General features: G+C 70.2%; 14 protein-coding genes. 9 read left to right on the forward strand and 5 right to left on the reverse strand.

The window, feature by feature from the left end; translation table 11 throughout:
* The 4 genes from CXQ97_RS09905 to CXQ97_RS09920 are packed head-to-tail and all read left to right on the forward strand — an operon-like array spanning position 1 to position 4,443.
* On the forward strand, positions 1 to 990 hold the full coding sequence (locus tag CXQ97_RS09905; RefSeq protein ID WP_104180702.1) for a carbohydrate ABC transporter permease: 990 nt from the start codon (positions 1 to 3) through the stop codon (positions 988 to 990).
* Positions 987 to 1,901 (forward strand): carbohydrate ABC transporter permease, encoded by a 915-nt coding sequence (locus CXQ97_RS09910; RefSeq protein WP_104180703.1) that lies wholly within the window; start codon positions 987 to 989, stop codon positions 1,899 to 1,901. The genes CXQ97_RS09905 and CXQ97_RS09910 overlap by 4 nt, the downstream gene beginning before the upstream one ends.
* Complete coding sequence (locus CXQ97_RS09915; protein ID WP_104180704.1) at positions 1,898 to 3,364, forward strand: GH1 family beta-glucosidase; 1,467 nt, start codon at positions 1,898 to 1,900, stop codon at positions 3,362 to 3,364. The genes CXQ97_RS09910 and CXQ97_RS09915 overlap by 4 nt, the downstream gene beginning before the upstream one ends.
* Positions 3,364 to 4,443 carry a LacI family DNA-binding transcriptional regulator gene (locus CXQ97_RS09920; protein ID WP_104180705.1) on the forward strand — a complete coding sequence of 360 codons (1,080 nt, stop codon included), beginning with the start codon at positions 3,364 to 3,366 and terminating at the stop codon, positions 4,441 to 4,443. The genes CXQ97_RS09915 and CXQ97_RS09920 overlap by 1 nt, the downstream gene beginning before the upstream one ends.
* On the opposite strand, the gene CXQ97_RS09925 is transcribed toward CXQ97_RS09920, so the two are convergent.
* Together CXQ97_RS09925 and CXQ97_RS09930 are read right to left on the reverse strand one after the other, a co-directional pair.
* The gene (locus CXQ97_RS09925; protein ID WP_258062466.1) at positions 4,374 to 6,569 is read right to left on the reverse strand and encodes a S9 family peptidase; all 2,196 of its coding nucleotides are present in this window, start codon (positions 6,567 to 6,569) and stop codon (positions 4,374 to 4,376) included. The genes CXQ97_RS09920 and CXQ97_RS09925 overlap by 70 nt on opposite strands.
* Before the next feature lie 272 nt (positions 6,570 to 6,841).
* Positions 6,842 to 7,285: an Lrp/AsnC family transcriptional regulator gene (locus CXQ97_RS09930; RefSeq protein ID WP_104180707.1), complete on the reverse strand. Its 444-nt coding sequence runs from the start codon at positions 7,283 to 7,285 to the stop codon at positions 6,842 to 6,844.
* A gap of 206 nt (positions 7,286 to 7,491) precedes the next feature.
* Between CXQ97_RS09930 and pdhA the strand changes: the two genes are divergently transcribed.
* From pdhA to CXQ97_RS09945, 3 genes are read left to right on the forward strand one after another with little or no spacing between them, the layout of a single operon-like run.
* Positions 7,492 to 8,694, forward strand: coding sequence for a pyruvate dehydrogenase (acetyl-transferring) E1 component subunit alpha (pdhA, locus tag CXQ97_RS09935; RefSeq protein WP_104180708.1), 1,203 nt, complete (start codon positions 7,492 to 7,494; stop codon positions 8,692 to 8,694).
* Complete coding sequence (locus CXQ97_RS09940) at positions 8,691 to 9,767, forward strand: alpha-ketoacid dehydrogenase subunit beta (protein WP_104180709.1); 1,077 nt, start codon at positions 8,691 to 8,693, stop codon at positions 9,765 to 9,767. The genes pdhA and CXQ97_RS09940 overlap by 4 nt, the downstream gene beginning before the upstream one ends.
* On the forward strand, positions 9,764 to 11,401 hold the full coding sequence (locus tag CXQ97_RS09945; protein ID WP_104180710.1) for a dihydrolipoamide acetyltransferase family protein: 1,638 nt from the start codon (positions 9,764 to 9,766) through the stop codon (positions 11,399 to 11,401). The genes CXQ97_RS09940 and CXQ97_RS09945 overlap by 4 nt, the downstream gene beginning before the upstream one ends.
* Positions 11,402 to 11,627: 226 nt before the next feature.
* Here the strand turns inward: CXQ97_RS09945 and CXQ97_RS09950 are convergent, their stop codons facing one another.
* From CXQ97_RS09950 to CXQ97_RS09960, 3 genes are read right to left on the reverse strand one after another with little or no spacing between them, the layout of a single operon-like run.
* The gene (locus CXQ97_RS09950) at positions 11,628 to 12,512 is read right to left on the reverse strand and encodes a DMT family transporter (RefSeq protein WP_258062467.1); all 885 of its coding nucleotides are present in this window, start codon (positions 12,510 to 12,512) and stop codon (positions 11,628 to 11,630) included.
* A complete protein-coding gene (locus CXQ97_RS09955; RefSeq protein ID WP_104180711.1) occupies positions 12,512 to 13,264 on the reverse strand; it encodes a B3/4 domain-containing protein in 753 nt (250 codons plus the stop codon). The genes CXQ97_RS09950 and CXQ97_RS09955 overlap by 1 nt, the downstream gene beginning before the upstream one ends.
* Positions 13,257 to 13,862, reverse strand: a complete 606-nt coding sequence (locus CXQ97_RS09960) for a helix-turn-helix domain-containing protein (RefSeq protein ID WP_104180712.1) — start codon at positions 13,860 to 13,862, stop codon at positions 13,257 to 13,259. The genes CXQ97_RS09955 and CXQ97_RS09960 overlap by 8 nt, the downstream gene beginning before the upstream one ends.
* 219 nt (positions 13,863 to 14,081) lie before the next feature.
* Here CXQ97_RS09960 and CXQ97_RS09965 point away from each other — a divergent pair, with 219 nt between their 5' ends.
* Together CXQ97_RS09965 and CXQ97_RS09970 are read left to right on the forward strand one after the other, a co-directional pair.
* Positions 14,082 to 14,516 (forward strand): hypothetical protein, encoded by a 435-nt coding sequence (locus tag CXQ97_RS09965; RefSeq protein WP_104180713.1) that lies wholly within the window; start codon positions 14,082 to 14,084, stop codon positions 14,514 to 14,516.
* A gap of 294 nt (positions 14,517 to 14,810) precedes the next feature.
* Positions 14,811 to 15,581, forward strand: a complete 771-nt coding sequence (locus CXQ97_RS09970; RefSeq protein WP_104180714.1) for a CHRD domain-containing protein — start codon at positions 14,811 to 14,813, stop codon at positions 15,579 to 15,581.
* Positions 15,582 to 15,637 lie beyond the last annotated feature (56 nt).

Below are 15,637 nucleotides of genomic sequence, written 5' to 3' on the forward strand. Positions count from 1 at the left end.
ATGGCCGTCACGGACCGGGTCCAATCCCCACTCCCCGACACGAAGCAGCGCGCCTTCCGCGACAAGAGCGTGAAGCGGCTGGCCTTCTCCCAGAAGGTATCGAAGTGGGACGTCAAGCTGTCCCCGTATCTCTACATCTCGCCGTTCTTCCTGCTCTTCGCGGTCACGGGCCTGTTCCCCCTGCTCTACACGGCATGGGTCTCGCTCCACAGCTGGAACCTCATCGGGGGTCAGGGCGAGTTCACTGCGCTGGAGAACTACGAGTTCGTCCTCGCGCAGCCGTTCTTCTGGAACGCGGTAGGCAATACGTTCAGCATCTTCCTCCTCTCGTCCATCCCGCAGGTCGTCCTCGCCATCGCCATCGCGGCGGTGCTCGATGCGAACCTCCGGGCCAGGACGTTCTGGAGGATGGGCGTCCTCGTCCCCTTCGTGGTGGCCCCCGTGGCCGTCGGGTTGATCTTCAACAACCTCTTCGCTGACCAGGCAGGCCTGTTCAACGAGCTGTTGACGGGGCTGGGACTGGACCCGGTCCGCTGGCACTCCGACCCGCTCGCGAGCCATACCGCGATCGCCACCATGGTGAACTTCCGCTGGACGGGGTACAACGCCCTGATCTTCCTGGCCGCCATGCAGGCCGTCCCCCGGGACGTCTACGAGGCGGCGACCATCGACGGAGCCGGCCGGCTCCGCCAGTTCTTCTCGGTGACCGTCCCGATGCTCCGCCCCACCATCATCTTCGTGGTGATCACCGCGACGATCGGCGGCCTCCAGATCTTCGACGAGGCACGCGTGTTCGACCAGGCGGGACTCGGCGGCGCCGACCGCCAGTGGCAGACGCTCACCATGTACATCTGGGAGCTCGGCTGGGGGCAGCGCAACTTCGGCCGGGCCTCGGCCGTCGCCTGGCTGCTGTTCCTGATCATCGTGATCATCGCCCTTGCCAACTTCCTCATCACCCGCCGCATCGCCACCCAGGGAGGCCGACGATGAGCTCCATCCCCATGATCGAGCAGACCGCGGGCAGGGGGGCGGCGCGCGCGGCCCAGCGGGGCCTCGGCTCCCGGCGCCGCGGTGCGGCCGGCGGCACCATGCGCCGGCCGGGGTTCCTGACCTACGGGTTCCTCACGGCGGTCCTCCTCGGTTCGGTGTTCCCGCTCTGGTGGTCCTTCCTGGTGGGGAGCCATGACAGCTCCGTCATCAGCAAGGGCGTACCCCTCGTACCGGGTGGGAACTTCCTGGCCAACGCCGCCGGCGTCCTGGACACCATCCCGTTCTGGAAGGCGCTGGGCAACAGCCTCATCGTCTCCACCGTCACGGCACTGTCCGTCGTCCTGTTCTCGACCCTCGCCGGGTTCGCCTTCGCCAAGCTCCGCTTTCGGGGCAGCAAGGGCCTCCTGGTGTTCGTCATCGCCACCATGGCCGTCCCCACCCAGCTGGGTGTCGTGCCGCTGTTCATCGTCATGTCGAAGCTGGGCTGGACCGGCTCGCTGTGGGCCGTGATCGTGCCCGGCGTCGTCACGGCCTTCGGGGTGTTCTGGATGACGCAGTACCTGCGCGACGCGCTGCCGGACGAACTCATCGAGGCCGTCCGCATCGACGGTGCCTCGATGATCCAGGCGTTCTGGCACGTCGGCCTTCCTGCCGCACGGCCTGCCGCGGCGATGCTCGCGCTCTTCACCTTCGTCGCGACGTGGACCAACTTCTTCTGGCCGTTCATCGTGCTGGACCCGTCCAACCCCACCCTCCCGGTGGCGCTGCAGCTCCTCCAGGCCGCGCACTTCGTCGACTATTCGATCGTGCTCGCCGGGGCCGTGCTCTCCACCATCCCCCTGCTGCTACTCTTCGCGGTGGCGGGACGCCAACTCGTATCAGGAATCATGCAAGGAGCAGTCAAAGGATGAGCAGTACCGAGATCACCTTTCCCGAGGGTTTCCTCTGGGGCGCGGCCACAGCGGCGTACCAGATCGAGGGCGGGGCGCAGGAGGGCGGCAGGGGGCCGTCCATCTGGGACACGTTCTCCCGGGTCCCGGGAGCGGTGGCGGACGGCCACACCGGCGACGTCGCATGCGACCACTACCACCGCTCGGCGGAGGACGTGGCGCTCATGAAGAGCCTCAACCTGCAGGCCTACCGCTTCTCGACGTCGTGGTCCCGCTGCATGGCGGACGGGATCACACCGAACACCGAGGGGATCCGCTTCTACTCGAGGCTCGTGGACCAGCTCCTCGAGGCCGGCATCAAGCCGTGGCTCACCCTGTACCACTGGGACCTGCCGCAGGCCCTCGAGGACGCCGGCGGCTGGACCAACCGCGACACCGCCTACCGGTTCGCCGAGTACGCCGCGGTGATGCACGAGGCCCTCGGTGACCGCGTCCGGATCTGGACCACCCTCAACGAGCCCTGGTGTGCGGCGTTCCTCGGCTACGCAGCCGGCGTGCACGCACCCGGACGGCAGGAGCCGACGGCTGCCCTCGCCGCAGCACACCACCTCCTGCTCGGGCACGGGCTCGCGACGCGGGAGCTGCGCCGCCGGGACGCGGACGCGACCCTCGGGATCACGCTCAACCTCACCGTCCCGGATCCCCTGGACCCGACCAGCGAGCAGGACCGCGACGCCGCCCGCCGCATCGACGGGCAGTTCAACCGCATCTTCCTCGACCCGGTGCTGCGGGGGGCGTACCCGGAGGACGTCCTCCGCGACGTCGAACACCTCGGGCTGTCCGGGTACATCCGCGAGGGCGACCTCGACATCATCGGGACACCGATCGACGTGCTGGGCGTGAACTACTACCACGGCGAGGCCGTCACGAAGACGCCGTCGGGGGATGCGGCGCCGCAGGAGGGCCACGCACCGCTCGATCGCCCCGTCTCCTCGCCCTACGTCGCCGCGCATGGCGTCCGCTCCGTGCCGCGCGGTCTGCCCGTGACCGCCATGGACTGGGAGGTGCAGCCCGACGGGCTCCGCCGCCTGCTCAACCGGCTGCAGGACGAGTACACCGGACCCGCCGGTATCCCGATCTACATCACGGAGAACGGCGCCGCCTACGACGACATCCCGGACGCCTCCGGCTTCGTGGACGACCAGGACCGGCTCAGCTTCTTCGACGTCCACGTACGGGCCATGAAGGACGCGATCGACGACGGCGTGGACCTCCGCGGCTACCTCGCCTGGTCGCTCATGGACAACTTCGAGTGGGCCTGGGGTTACCACCAGCGCTTCGGCCTGGTGCACGTGGACTACGAGACCCAGGAGCGCACCCCGAAGGCGAGTGCCCTCTGGTACGCGCGACTGGCCGCCTCCAACACCGTGCCGGCCGCGTCGTCGGCCGACGCCCTGAGGGCGGGTGTCGTATTGTCGGGGTGATGAAGACGTCCCCACCCCGGCCGCTGCGTCAGGCACCGGTCCGCTCGAGCCCCACCCTCGAGGATCTCGCCGTCGCCGCCGGGGTGTCGCGCTCCACCGCCTCCCGTGCCATCAATGGAGGTGACCGCGTCAGCCCGGAGGCCCAGGCGGCGGTCGACCGTGCTGTCGTCGCCCTCGGATACATCCCGAACCGGGCGGCGCGCAGCCTGGTGACCCGTCGGACGTCCTCGATCGCCCTGGTCATCCCGGAGCCGGACGTGCGCGTCATGATGGATCCCTTCTTCGCCGTCGTCATCACCGGCATCACGGAGGCCCTCCGGGAGACCGACGTGCAGCTGGTGCTGCTGATGTCGCGGACCGACGACGACTCGTCCCGCACCCTGCGCTACCTGCGCGGCGGGCACGTGGACGGGGCGATCGTGGTCTCGCACCACAAAGCCGACTCCTGGGCGAGGTCGCTCGCCGAGACCGGCCTCCCCACCATCTTCATCGGACGCCCGTGGGACACGACCTTCGACGTGACGTACGTGGACACCGACAACGTCGGGGGAGGGCGCCTGGCCGCGCAGCACCTCGCCGGCATCGGCCGGCGCCGCCTCGCGACGGTCGCCGGCCCCGCTGACATGACCGCCGCCGTCGACCGCCTGCGCGGCTGGAAGGCGGGCCTCGCCGAGGCCGGGCTACCCGAGGGCCCGGTGGTCCACGCCGACTTCACCACCGACGGGGCAGCCGCCGCGGCGCGCAGGCTGCTCGCCGAGGACCCGGACATCGACGGCATCTTCGCCGCGTCGGACCTCATGGCACTGGGCGTGCTGGAGGCGCTCCACGCCGCCGGCAGGACGGTGCCCGGCGACGTCGCGCTCATGGGCTACGACAACCACGCCGTCGCCGAGACGGCGGCGACGCCGCTCACCACGATCACGCAGCCCATGGTCGAGATGGCCGTGAAGGCGGGGACGATGCTCCTCGAGGAGATCGAGGCTCCGGGCTCGCACCCGGAGCCCGTCATCTACTCAACCGAGCTGGTGGAGCGCGCGAGCACCTCCGTGGCACCCACGGCGTCCGCGGCGAACGCGTAGTCCCAGGCGACGTCGCGCCAGCGGGAGTAGCGTCCGCTCGCACCACCGTGGCCGCCGTCCATCTCGGTCTTGAGGATGATGGGCTCGGTCCCCGTGGCCGTCTCGCGCAACCGGGCGACCCACTTCGCGGGTTCCACGTACAGCACACGCGTGTCGTTGTAGCTCGTGACGGCGGCGATCCTCGGGTAGGCGACGGGCCGGACGTTCTCGTAGGGGGTGTACTCCTTCATGTAGCGGTACACCGCGGGATCGGTGATCGGGTTGCCCCACTCCTCCCACTCGAGCGCCGAGAGCGGCAGGTCCGGGTCGAGGATCGTGGTCAGGGCGTCCACGAAGGGCACCTGTGCCACGATCGCCCGGTACTTCTCCGGTGCCAGGTTCGCGACGGCGCCCATGAGCAGGCCGCCGGCGGAGCCGCCCATCGCGGCGATCCGCGCCGGGTCCACCCAGCCCGAATCGCCGAGGTACGTCGTGGCGTCGACGAAGTCCGTGAAGGTGTTCTTCTTCGCGAGCTTCTTGCCCTGCTCGTACCAGCTGCGGCCCATCTCGCCGCCGCCGCGAATGTGCGCGGTGACGAAGACGATGCCGCGGTCCAGGAGGGAGAGCCGCGCGATCGAGAACCCCGGGTCCATGCTGACCTCGTAGCTGCCGTAGGCGTAGATGACGGCAGGGTTGGTGCCGTCCTGCGCGAGATCCGCCCTGCGGACCACGGACAGCGGTATCAGCGTCCCGTCGGCGGCCGGAGCCCACTGGCGCTCGGCGACGTACGCGGAAGGGTCGTACCCGCCACGCACCTCGGTCTCCTTGCGCAGCTCGAGCGTTCCGTCCTCGAGCACGTAGTCGTAGACCCGCGGCGGCGTGAGGTACGAGGCGTAGGACAGTCGGATGATGGGGGAGTCGAACTCGGCGTTGGCGAGATTGCTCGTGAAGAGCTCCTCGTCGAAGTCGGGTTCGGCGGGCAGCCCCTGATCGGGCGTGCCCAGGCCGGCCAGGGGGAGGACCTGGACGCGTTCGATCGTGTCCTTGCGGACGGAGAGCACCAGGTGCGAGTGCGTCACGGAGAGGCCGTTGATGCGGACGGCGTCGTCGTGCGGGACGACCGTCGTCCATTCCTGCTCCGCGAGGGGCCGGGAGAACTGGTCCGCCGCCACGAGGCTCACCATGGAGTTCTTCGCGTCGCGGTCGTGGGTCAGGAGGTAGTGCGGTGCACCGTCGACGGGAACGGGCTCGGCGTCGTACAGGATGCGTTCGTCCCGGGAGATCAGCAGGGTCAGCCCGGCCTCGGGGTGCCCGAGGTCGAGGACGCGGTACTCGCTGTACTCGGAGCAGCCGATGCTGATGAGGAGCTGCGTGCGGTCGGCCGAGACCTCGAAGCCCGTCCACATGGCGACGTCGTCCTCCTGGTAGACCAGGACGTCGTCGGCCACCGGCGTGCCGAGGGTGTGCGACCGCACCTGGTAGGGGCGCCACGAGTCGTCGACGACGGTGTAGTAGACGCGGCTCCCGTTCGGGGAGAAGGACAGCCCGTAGAAGACGTCGGGGATCTCGTCGGGGAGGAGCTCGCCCGTCGCGAGGTCCTTGATACGCAGCGTGAAGCGCTCGTCGCCGGCGTTGTCCTCGCAGTACGCCAGCAGCGTCCCGTCCTCCGTGACGGACAGGCCGCCGAGGGAGAAGAACGGCTTCCCCTCGGCGAGTTCGTTGCCGTCGAGCATGACCTGCTCGCCCGGCACGGGCTGCCCGGGGACCACTTCGGGCGGCGTCCAGTCACGCCCGAGATCGCCCGTGTCCTCCGCGGCCACGCGGCACTGGATGCCGTACTGCTTGCCCTCCTCGGTCCGCGAGTAGTACCACCAGCCCTTCTTGCGGGCGGGAACCGAGAGGTCGGTCTCCTGGGTGCGGTCCTTGATCTCGGTGAAGATCGCCTCGCGCAGCGGTTCCTGGTGCCGGGTCACGGCCTCCGTGTACTCGTTCTCGCGTTCGAGGTACCCGATCAGCTCGGGGTCCTCCTTCTCGCGCATCCACTCGTAGGAATCGACGAAGGTGTCGCCGTGGTGGGTGCGCTCGGAGGGCACCTTCTTGGCCGGGGGCGGGACAGGGACTTGGAGCGCGGTGGCGTCGACGGTCATGGCTCCCATCTTGCCACTGCCGCTCCCGGCGCCTGCGGCGGTCGCGTGAGGGCGATCGTGCAACCGCGTCCCGGTTGACCGTGCCGGATGGGCATGCAATTCTGGAGCGGGCCTTTACAGAACGAACGTTCGGTAATTCGCCTGACGAGCAATGCGCGGGACCTGAGACGACGAGGGAGACGATCATGGCCGAGGCTTTCCTGGTGGGCGGTGTCCGCACACCGGTGGGCCGGTACGGGCTGCGGTCGTGTCCCGGCGGGCACCGTCCGTCCTCAGCGTGTGTCGAGGTCCTCGAAGACGAGGAAGGTCTGGGTGTCCAGCACCCCGGGCATCGATTGCAGCTGGTCGAAGATCACGCGTCGCAGCCCGACGTTGTCCTCCGCCCGTACCAGGAGGATCACGTCGAAGTCGCCGCCGACGAGCGCGATGTGGTGTACCTCCGGGACGTTCCGGAGCTTCTCGCGGAGCTCCCGCCAGGAGTGCTGCCGCACCTTCAGGGTCACGTAGGCGGACGATCGGAGGCCGGCCTTCGCCGGGTCGATGATCGCCGTGAACCGCGTCAGGACACCGTCCTCGGTGAGCCGCGCGATGCGCGAGTACGCATGGGCGCGGGAGATGTGCACCCGCTCGGCCACGGAGGTGACCGACTGCCGGCCGTCCCTCGTCAGCTCCGCGAGGATCTTCCGGTCGACGTCGTCGAGGGTTCCGTCCGCCACGTGTCCACGCTCCTTCGCGTAATCCAGCTCACACTGTCGATTCGTCCAAAGAATACCGTTGATCGATCGACATGATCCAGAATTCCACAAGTTCGTGGATACAAAAGAAGCCTGTTGACCATACTGGACCTACACAGCATCCAGCGTTGGAGCTACCGCTCCCGGTTGGAAGAGGCGCCGCTCCCGCGGCCCGTGATGGAGGCGGAATGAGTACGGCAACGAATGAGGGTCGCGGAAGCCTGATCGGTGGAGTGCCGGGTGGAACGCCGTCGGCGGCGCATGCCCTGCTCCCTTCGGCGGAGCCCGTGCAACTGGTGGACCCGGACGGGCGTTCCCACTCCGATCAGCGCTACCCCCTCCCGGACGGCGGGCGGCTGCTCGGCGCCTACGGCCGCCTCATCACGGGACGTCGTATCAACGACCAGGCCAACGCGCTCGTCCGGCAGGGCCGCCTGGCGGTCTACCCGTCCTCGCACGGGCAGGAGGCATGCCAGGTCGCCGCCGCCGTGGTCCTCGGTGAGGAGGACTGGCTGTTCCCCACCTACCGCGACACCGTCGCCGTCATCACGCGCGGTGTCGACCCCCTCGAGGTGCTGACCCTGCTGCGGGGCGACTGGCACGCAGGCTACGACCCGTACGAGCACCGCGTCGCGACGCAGGCCACGCCGCTCGCCACGCAACTGCTGCACGCCGTGGGCGTCGCCCACGCGGCGAAGCTGCGCGGCGAGTCCACGGTGGTCCTGGCGATGTGCGGTGACGGTGCGACGAGCGAGGGCGACTTCCACGAGGCCCTGAACTTCGCCGCCGTGTTCCACGTCCCCGTGGTCTTCTTCATCCAGAACAACGAGTTCGCGATCTCCGTGCCCCTGAAGAACCAGACCGTGGCTCCCTCGCTCGCACACAAGGCCATCGGATACGGCATGCCGGGCGAGCGCGTGGACGGCAACGACCTCGCTGCCCTCCTCGCCGTGCTCGGCGCGGCCGTGGACAGGGCGCGCGACGGCGGCGGGCCCTCGCTCGTCGAGGCACACACCTACCGCATGCAGGCGCACACCAACGCCGACGACGCCACCCGCTACCGCTCCACCGACGACGTCGAGCGCTGGGTGCCCAAGGATCCGATCGTACGGATGCGTGCCTACCTGCGCACGCTGGATCTCCTGACGGAGGAGGGCGAGCAGTCGCTCGCCGACGAAGCGGACGCGGTCGCCGCGACGATCCGCAAGGGACTCAACACGGAGGTCCAGGTGAACCCGGCAGAGCTCTTCGAGTACGTGTACACGGAAAAGACGTCGCAGCTGCGCGAGCAGGCGGCGCTGCTGCGCGAGGAACTGGCGCGGGACGCGGACGCGGACGCCGCGGCCGCGTCCGGGGCCGCGGGCGATTCGACGGAGGGGGATCAGCGATGACGCAGACCACGGAAGCACCGGCGCCGGGCATCACCGGACGGCCGGACGCCGGCGCCCTCGCGCCCCGGGCGACGACGTTCGCGAAGGCGCTCAACGCAGCCCTCGCCGACGCGATGGAGGTCGACGCCTCCGTCCTGATGTTCGGCGAGGACGTCGGACCCCTGGGCGGGGTCTTCCGCATCACCGACGGCCTGACCGCCCGCTTCGGCGAGGAGCGCTGCTTCGACACGCCGCTCGCCGAGGCCGGCATCATGGGCATGGCCGTGGGCATGGCGATGAACGGCATGAAGCCCGTCGTCGAGATGCAGTTCGACGCGTTCGCGTACCCGGCCTTCGAGCAGGTGGTCAGTCACGTCGCGAAGATGCCGAACCGCACGAAGGGCAAGGTGCGCCTGCCGATCGTCATCCGCATCCCCTATGCGGGCGGGATCGGCGGCGTCGAGCACCACTGCGACTCGTCCGAGGCCTACTACGCCCATACGCCGGGCCTCACGGTGCTAGCACCTGCCACCGTCCGCGACGCCTACTTCATGCTGCGGGAGGCCATCGCGTCCCCCGACCCGGTGGTGTTCCTCGAGCCGAAGAAGCTGTACTGGTCCAAGGAGGAGGTGGACCTCGCCGAGCTCCGCCGGACGTTCGACGACGGCCAGGCGCCGCGCCGGATCGGGCGCGCCGTCGTTGCACGCCCGGGCACCGACGCGACCCTCATCAGCTACGGGCCGTCCGTCCCGACAGCGCTCGCCGCAGCCGCAGCGGCGGCGGAGGAAGGACGTTCGATCGAGGTCATCGACCTCCGCTCCATCGTCCCGTTCGACGACGAGACCGTCTGCGCGAGCGTCCGCCGGACGGGTCGTGCCGTCGTCGTCGCGGAAGCGCCCGGCTTCGCGTCCGTGGCGTCCGAGATCGTCGCCCGCGTGCAGGAACGCTGCTTCCACTCGCTCGCCGCGCCCGTGCTCCGCGTGACCGGGTTCGACATCCCGTACCCGTCACCCAAGCTCGAGCACTTCTACCTGCCGAGCGTCGATCGCATCCTCGACGCCGTCGACAGCCTCCAGTGGGAGGACGGAGCGTGAGCGCGCCGACCCTCGGCTCGGGCCTCCTCGTCTTCGCCCTGCCCGATCTCGGCGAGGGCCTGACCGAGGCGGAGCTCGTCTCCTGGCTCGTCGCCGAGGGCGATTCCGTCGCCGTCGACCAGCCCGTCGCCGAGGTGGAGACCGCCAAGTCCGTCGTCGAGGTTCCATCGCCCTTCGCCGGCACCGTCGCCGTGCTGCACGGCCGTCCCGGCGACGTGCTCGACGTCGGGGCGCCGTTCCTGTCCGTCCGGCCGGACGGGGAAGCCGCACCGGCAGCAGCTGCGGGCGGCGCGTCGATCCCCGATACCCCGGTTGCGCCGCACGGGGATCCGGTCCCCGCGGTCGCTGCTGCGGCATCGGCGCTGCGCGAGGATGCCGGAGTGCCGACCGCGGCGACGCAGGGGGAGGGCTCGCCTGTCGCGAGCGAGGGCTCCGGCAACGTCCTGATCGGCTACGGCACGCCCGGCGGGCTCACGGGTGGACGACGGCGCCCGCGCCGGACAGCCGCGACACGCCTCGCGGAGACGGTGCCCGGCGGCGCGGTCGGAGCGCCCGTCGTTCCGGGTTCTACATTGGCATCCGCTCCGACGCCGACCCCCACTGCGGCTCCCGCTCCTCCTTCCAGCGGTGCCGCGCCGGGTGCTGCGGCCACGGGCCCGACCGGTGCTGCCGCACCCCTGTGTGTCTCGCCGCTCGTGCGCAAACTGGCCCGTGATCACGGTCTGCGTCTCGGGGACCTCCGTGGATCCGGTGAGAAGGGGCTGATCCTCCGCCGTGACGTCGACGAGGCGATCGCCGCCCGGGCCACCGCAGATGGTGCCGACGCCGCTGCCGACACCGCCACGGCGGACAGTGCCGCCGCCCGGTCGGTCCTCCAGCCTGAGGGAACGCTCGGGGACGCTCCGGACCGGGATCCGCGCTCGGGACTCGCGGTCCTCGATCGCACGCCCCTGCGCGGCGTCCGTCGTACGATCGCCGAGGCCATGTCCCGCAGTCGGCGGGAGATCCCCGAGGCCACCGTCTGGGTGGACGTCGACGTGACGGCCCTCGTCGAACTGCGGGAGGGCATGAAGCGGAAGACGCCGGACGCCGTCCCGGGGATCCTGTCCTTCGTGGCCCGTTTCGTCGTCGCCGGCCTGGCTCGGTATCCCGAGCTCAACAGCAGGATCGCGACGCGCGAGGACGGCAGCCAGGAACTCGTGCGCGTCGAGGGCGTCAATCTCGGCATCGCCGCGCAGACGGAGCGCGGCCTCGTCGTGCCGAGTATCCGACGCGCGGACACGATGTCGGCACGTCGGCTCGACGCCGAGATCCGTCGGTTGGCGGCTCTTGCCCGCGAGGGCAAGGCGACGCCGTCCGACCTGTCCTCGGGCACGTTCACCCTGAACAACTACGGGGTGTTCGGCGTGGACGGCAGCGCGGCGATCATCAACTACCCCGAGTCGGCGATCCTCGGCATGGGGCGGATCATCGACCGCCCCTGGGTGGTCGACGGACAGCTTGCGGTGCGTAAGGTCACCGAGCTGACGCTCGCGTTCGACCACCGCGTCTGCGACGGCGGTACCGCCGGTGGGTTCCTGCGGTTCGTCGCCGACGCGATGGAGAACCCGGGGACCGTGCTCGCCGACCTCTAGCCGACCGGGGACTCCTCGGGCGGCCGGACGGTCCCCGCCGGTGGCGAGACGCGTCGGGGCGTGGTGCCTCGGCGCGGTCTGCATCCAGGGGCTCCCGGGGAATGCGGGCGTGCCGTCGTCCGCGGGGCGCCGCCGGAGGAGAGTCGCTATCCACCGGCAGTCGCCCTCCGGCGGATGCGCCGCCGAGAGCCGGTGCGCAGCCTGGAGTCGGCAGTCCCGGCAGCGCCTATCCGGACTCGGAGGTGCCGGCGAGGGACTCTACCCGCGACCGGCGGCCGCCCTGCCTCTGGGCTGCTGCGCCGGCGAGGACCACGAGGAGGATCCCGAGGATCTGGAGGGCGGACGGTTGCTGGTGGAGGACGACCAGCCCGAGCAGGAGCCCCAGCGCGGGCTCCAGTGCCATGAGGGTCCCGAAGGCGGCAGCAGTCATCCGCCGAAGCGCCAGCATCTCGAGTGCGAAGGGCAGGACGGGCAACAGGAGGGCCAGGCCCGCGGCAGCGACGAGGACGGGGACGGTCACGTGACCGACCGCCTGCGGGATCCCGACGACGGCGGCGGTCAGGGCGGCGACGGGGATCGTCAGGGACAGCGCGGAGATCCCGGTGAACCGGTCGCCGATGCGCTGCGTGAGCAGGATGTAGACCGCCCATCCCACCGCGGCGAGGCCCGCGTACACGACGCCCGGCAGGTTCACCTCGCCGTGCCACGGTTCGGTGAGCAGGACGACGCCGCACAGCGCGAGGCCCGGCCAGACGAGAGCTCGCGGGGAATGGCTGCGGAGTGCGGCGACGGTGAGCGGACCGAGGAATTCGATGGCGACGGCCGTGCCGAGCGGGATGTACTGGAGCGCCGAGAGGAAGCCGATCGTCACGAGCCCCGTGGTGACGCCGAGCCCCAGCAGCACCGGCACATCGGTCCTCCGCACCCGCGAGAGCGGCGGTCGGGCGATGATCAGGAAGATGACCGCGCCCATCGTCAGTCTCAGCCAGGCGGTACCGGCAGCACCGACCTCCCCGATGAGGTCCACCGAGAGCGCCGAGCCCAGTTGCACGGAGAACATCGCCGTCACGGCGAGCGCCCATGGCGGCACGGCACGCCCTGCCGACGACATCACGCCATGCCTCCGCTGCGTGGCGACGGATCGCGGTCGCTCCCGAGGAGGCGGCGGGCGACGGCGACGTCGGGTCCCAGGCGCAGCAGGTGACGTGTGAGGTCGTCGGCAGCTGCCGAGAGGCCGTCGTCGGACAGGGGCGCGAGGGCGTCGAGGATGAAGAGTGCGGTCGTCGTGGCATCGGTCAGCTGGGTACGGCGGCCCTGCCGCCAGTTCCAGCGCCGGCATGTCACCCCCGCGTCGTCGGACCAGACGACCTCCCCTGGCTCGGGGTGTTCGAGGACGGCCTCCCCGTTGCTCGAGGTATCGAACGGTTCCCGCCCTGTGGCGCGGACGAGGGCGGGGGCCCCGCGGTACTGCGTGAGGTCCTCGCCGCCGAGCGGTACCTGATGCAGCACCGACACGGCGTTGTAGATGTCGGTCAGGCGGTTCACGCGGGGCAGCCCGGTGGGCGCGCGTCGCAGGAGCGCCTCCAGGCTGTTGCGTGTGCGGTTCGGCTTGGCGCCGAAGGCCTGATAGGCGTCGCGCCATGCCGCGACGGACGGGACGTCGGTCACCGGTCGGTCCGCGAGCAGCGCCCCGGCCGAGGCTTCGGCCGCCAGTAGCAGCGCCTCACTCCCCGGATCGCTCGGGCCGGGTACGAGCCCGTCGACGGCGATCAGCAGCGCACGGTAGTCGGGGCGCAGGGCGAAGACGCCCTCGTCCACCCGGGCCGTGGCGAGGACGGCAGCCAAGCGAGCTGTGTCACGCATGGGACACCTCCTTCTGGGGACCGGACCCCACTCCGGGCTCGAAGACCGCGAGCGTGAACCGGGCTGATTCAGCACCGCGGTTCGCGTAGGAATGCGCTACATCCCCGGAGAAGGTCATCGCGTCCCCTTCGGCCAGCGAGGTGGCGTCACCGGCGACGACCACGGTGACCGTACCGAGCTGCACGTGGAGGAGTTCCTTCGTGCCGGCCGCATGGGCCTCGCTCGTGTGCTGCTCCCCGGGCTCCAGGGTCCAGTCCCACAGCTCCACGACGTCCGGCGACTGCGTGCCGGCGACGAGGATCCCCCGGCCCCCGAGTCCTCCCCTCCACAGCGCAGCGCCGTCGCCCTGGCGCGTGACCGACACCGACCGGGACTGCGGGGGCTCGACCAGCGCAGGGAGGCCGACGCCGAGGGCATCGCTGATCCTCAGCAGTGTCCCCACGCTCGGGTTCGCGGCCCCCTGCTCCACGTTGACGATCATGCGTCGGCTCACGCCGGCCGCGTCCGCGAGCTGGTCCAGCGTCCATCGCCGACCCTGCCGCTCGGATTTCACCCGTTCCCCGATCACGGAGGCGAGCAAGGATGTGTTGTCTTCCATAAGTGCATCATACTGCACTTGAAGTGCATCATTGCTATTACCTGTGCAGTTACCGGGTGTGCCCTGTGCGCAGGCAGGGAGTCGGGTTGCGGTCGGGCAACGGTGGTTCCCCCTGTACGGCGGGCCTGCCTACGGTCGAGGAGGAAATGTCAGTGCGACCGGAGGATCACGATGCAGACGAAGCCGACAAGGACCACCAGCCGACCAGGACACCGGAGGATGGCGACGGCGAGGGCCGGCGGCCTCGTCGCCACGGCGATGCTGGTCCTGACCGGCTGTGCCACGGGAGGCGAGGACAACTGGAACTCGACGGCGGTCGGGGACGACAAGAGCGTGGGCGAGGTCGATCTGCGGAGCGTCCTGCTCGTCACCCGGGACGAGGGGGAACCTGCCCGGCTCCTGGGCACCCTCGAGAACAACGGCGACGGGGCCGTCGACATCACCATCAGCGACTCCGACGAGGAGACGACGCTGACCATACCCGCGCAGGGCAGTGTCCCCCTGGACTCCGTCGACACGGTGCTGCAGACGGCCGGGGACGCGCCGGGTGCGCGTACCACCCTGACCGCCACCACCGACGCGGGCGACGTCGACCTCCTCGTGCCCGTCGTCGACGGGACCCTCGACCCGTACCAGCCCTACCTGCCCGGCTGACCCCTCGCCTGTCCGTCAGGCAACCGGTGGAGAGGGGGACATCGGGTGTCCTGCGGGACCTGTCCGGGGTGCTCCGAGCGGGAACTCGGGAATTGTAAAGACACCGGTCCGGAACGGCAACCGCTGTCAGGACCAGCGGCGGCAGGTGGAGGATGGGGAACGAGGAAGCTCCGCCGCGGGATCTTGATCAGGATCTGCTTGCTGGGACGTGCACGTTCGCGACGAAGCGCTCGAGTAACTCCTCACGCGGGTTCGAGCCCGGGCCCGTCCTAACCAGTGAAGGATATAGATCTCATGAACAAGATGCGCCTCCTCGCAGTACCAGCCCTCGCCATCAGCGCCGTCGCTCTGGCGGGGTCCCCGGCGATGGCCGCCGATGGCAGCTACTCGTCGACCCTCGGCCAGCTCAACGGCACGACGGGCACCGGCACCGTGACCCTCGACGTCGTCGGGGACCAGGCCACGATCAACCTGCAGGTATCCGGCCTCGCCCAGACGTTCCAGGGGGCACCCTACCCCCATGTCCAGCACATCCACGGCGGAGCGGCCGGCGTCTGCCCGACCCCCGCCGCCGACGCCAACGCCGACGGCATCATCAGCGTCACCGAGAGCGCCCCCAGTTACGGTGGCATCCTCGCGACGGTCACGACGTCGGGTCCGACGAGTCCTGCTGAGGCCCTGAACCTCCAGCTCGGCGGGCAGGGTGGTGACTACGCCATCCAGCGCACCTTCACCGTCGACGCGGCCACGCTGGCGGAACTCGAAGCCGGCAGGGCGGTCTTCAATGTGCACGGGCTTGATCCCGCCACCACCCCGTCGACGCCGGAAGCGTTCAGTGCTCCCAGCGATCTGGATCCGGCGCTCCCTCTCGGCGCGACCTCGCCGGCACTCTGCGGCACCCTCGTCATGTCCCAGATGGGCGCGACGCCGTCCGGTGGAGCCGACACGGGTGCCACTGTGGAGGCCTCGAGCCCGTTCGGCATGATCGCCCTCGGCGGGGGCCTCGTGCTCGCGGCAGCGGCCGGTGGGACCTACGCGGTACGTCGGAGCCACGCGAAGGCATGACCGCATCCGTTCCGGGGCCGGAGGTGTGCGGGATCCGGTAGCACGGGGACCGGTGA

The organism is Arthrobacter sp. B0490 (assembly GCF_002929355.1).
In the GTDB taxonomy this organism is placed as follows: Bacteria; Actinomycetota; Actinomycetes; order Actinomycetales; family Micrococcaceae; genus Arthrobacter_D.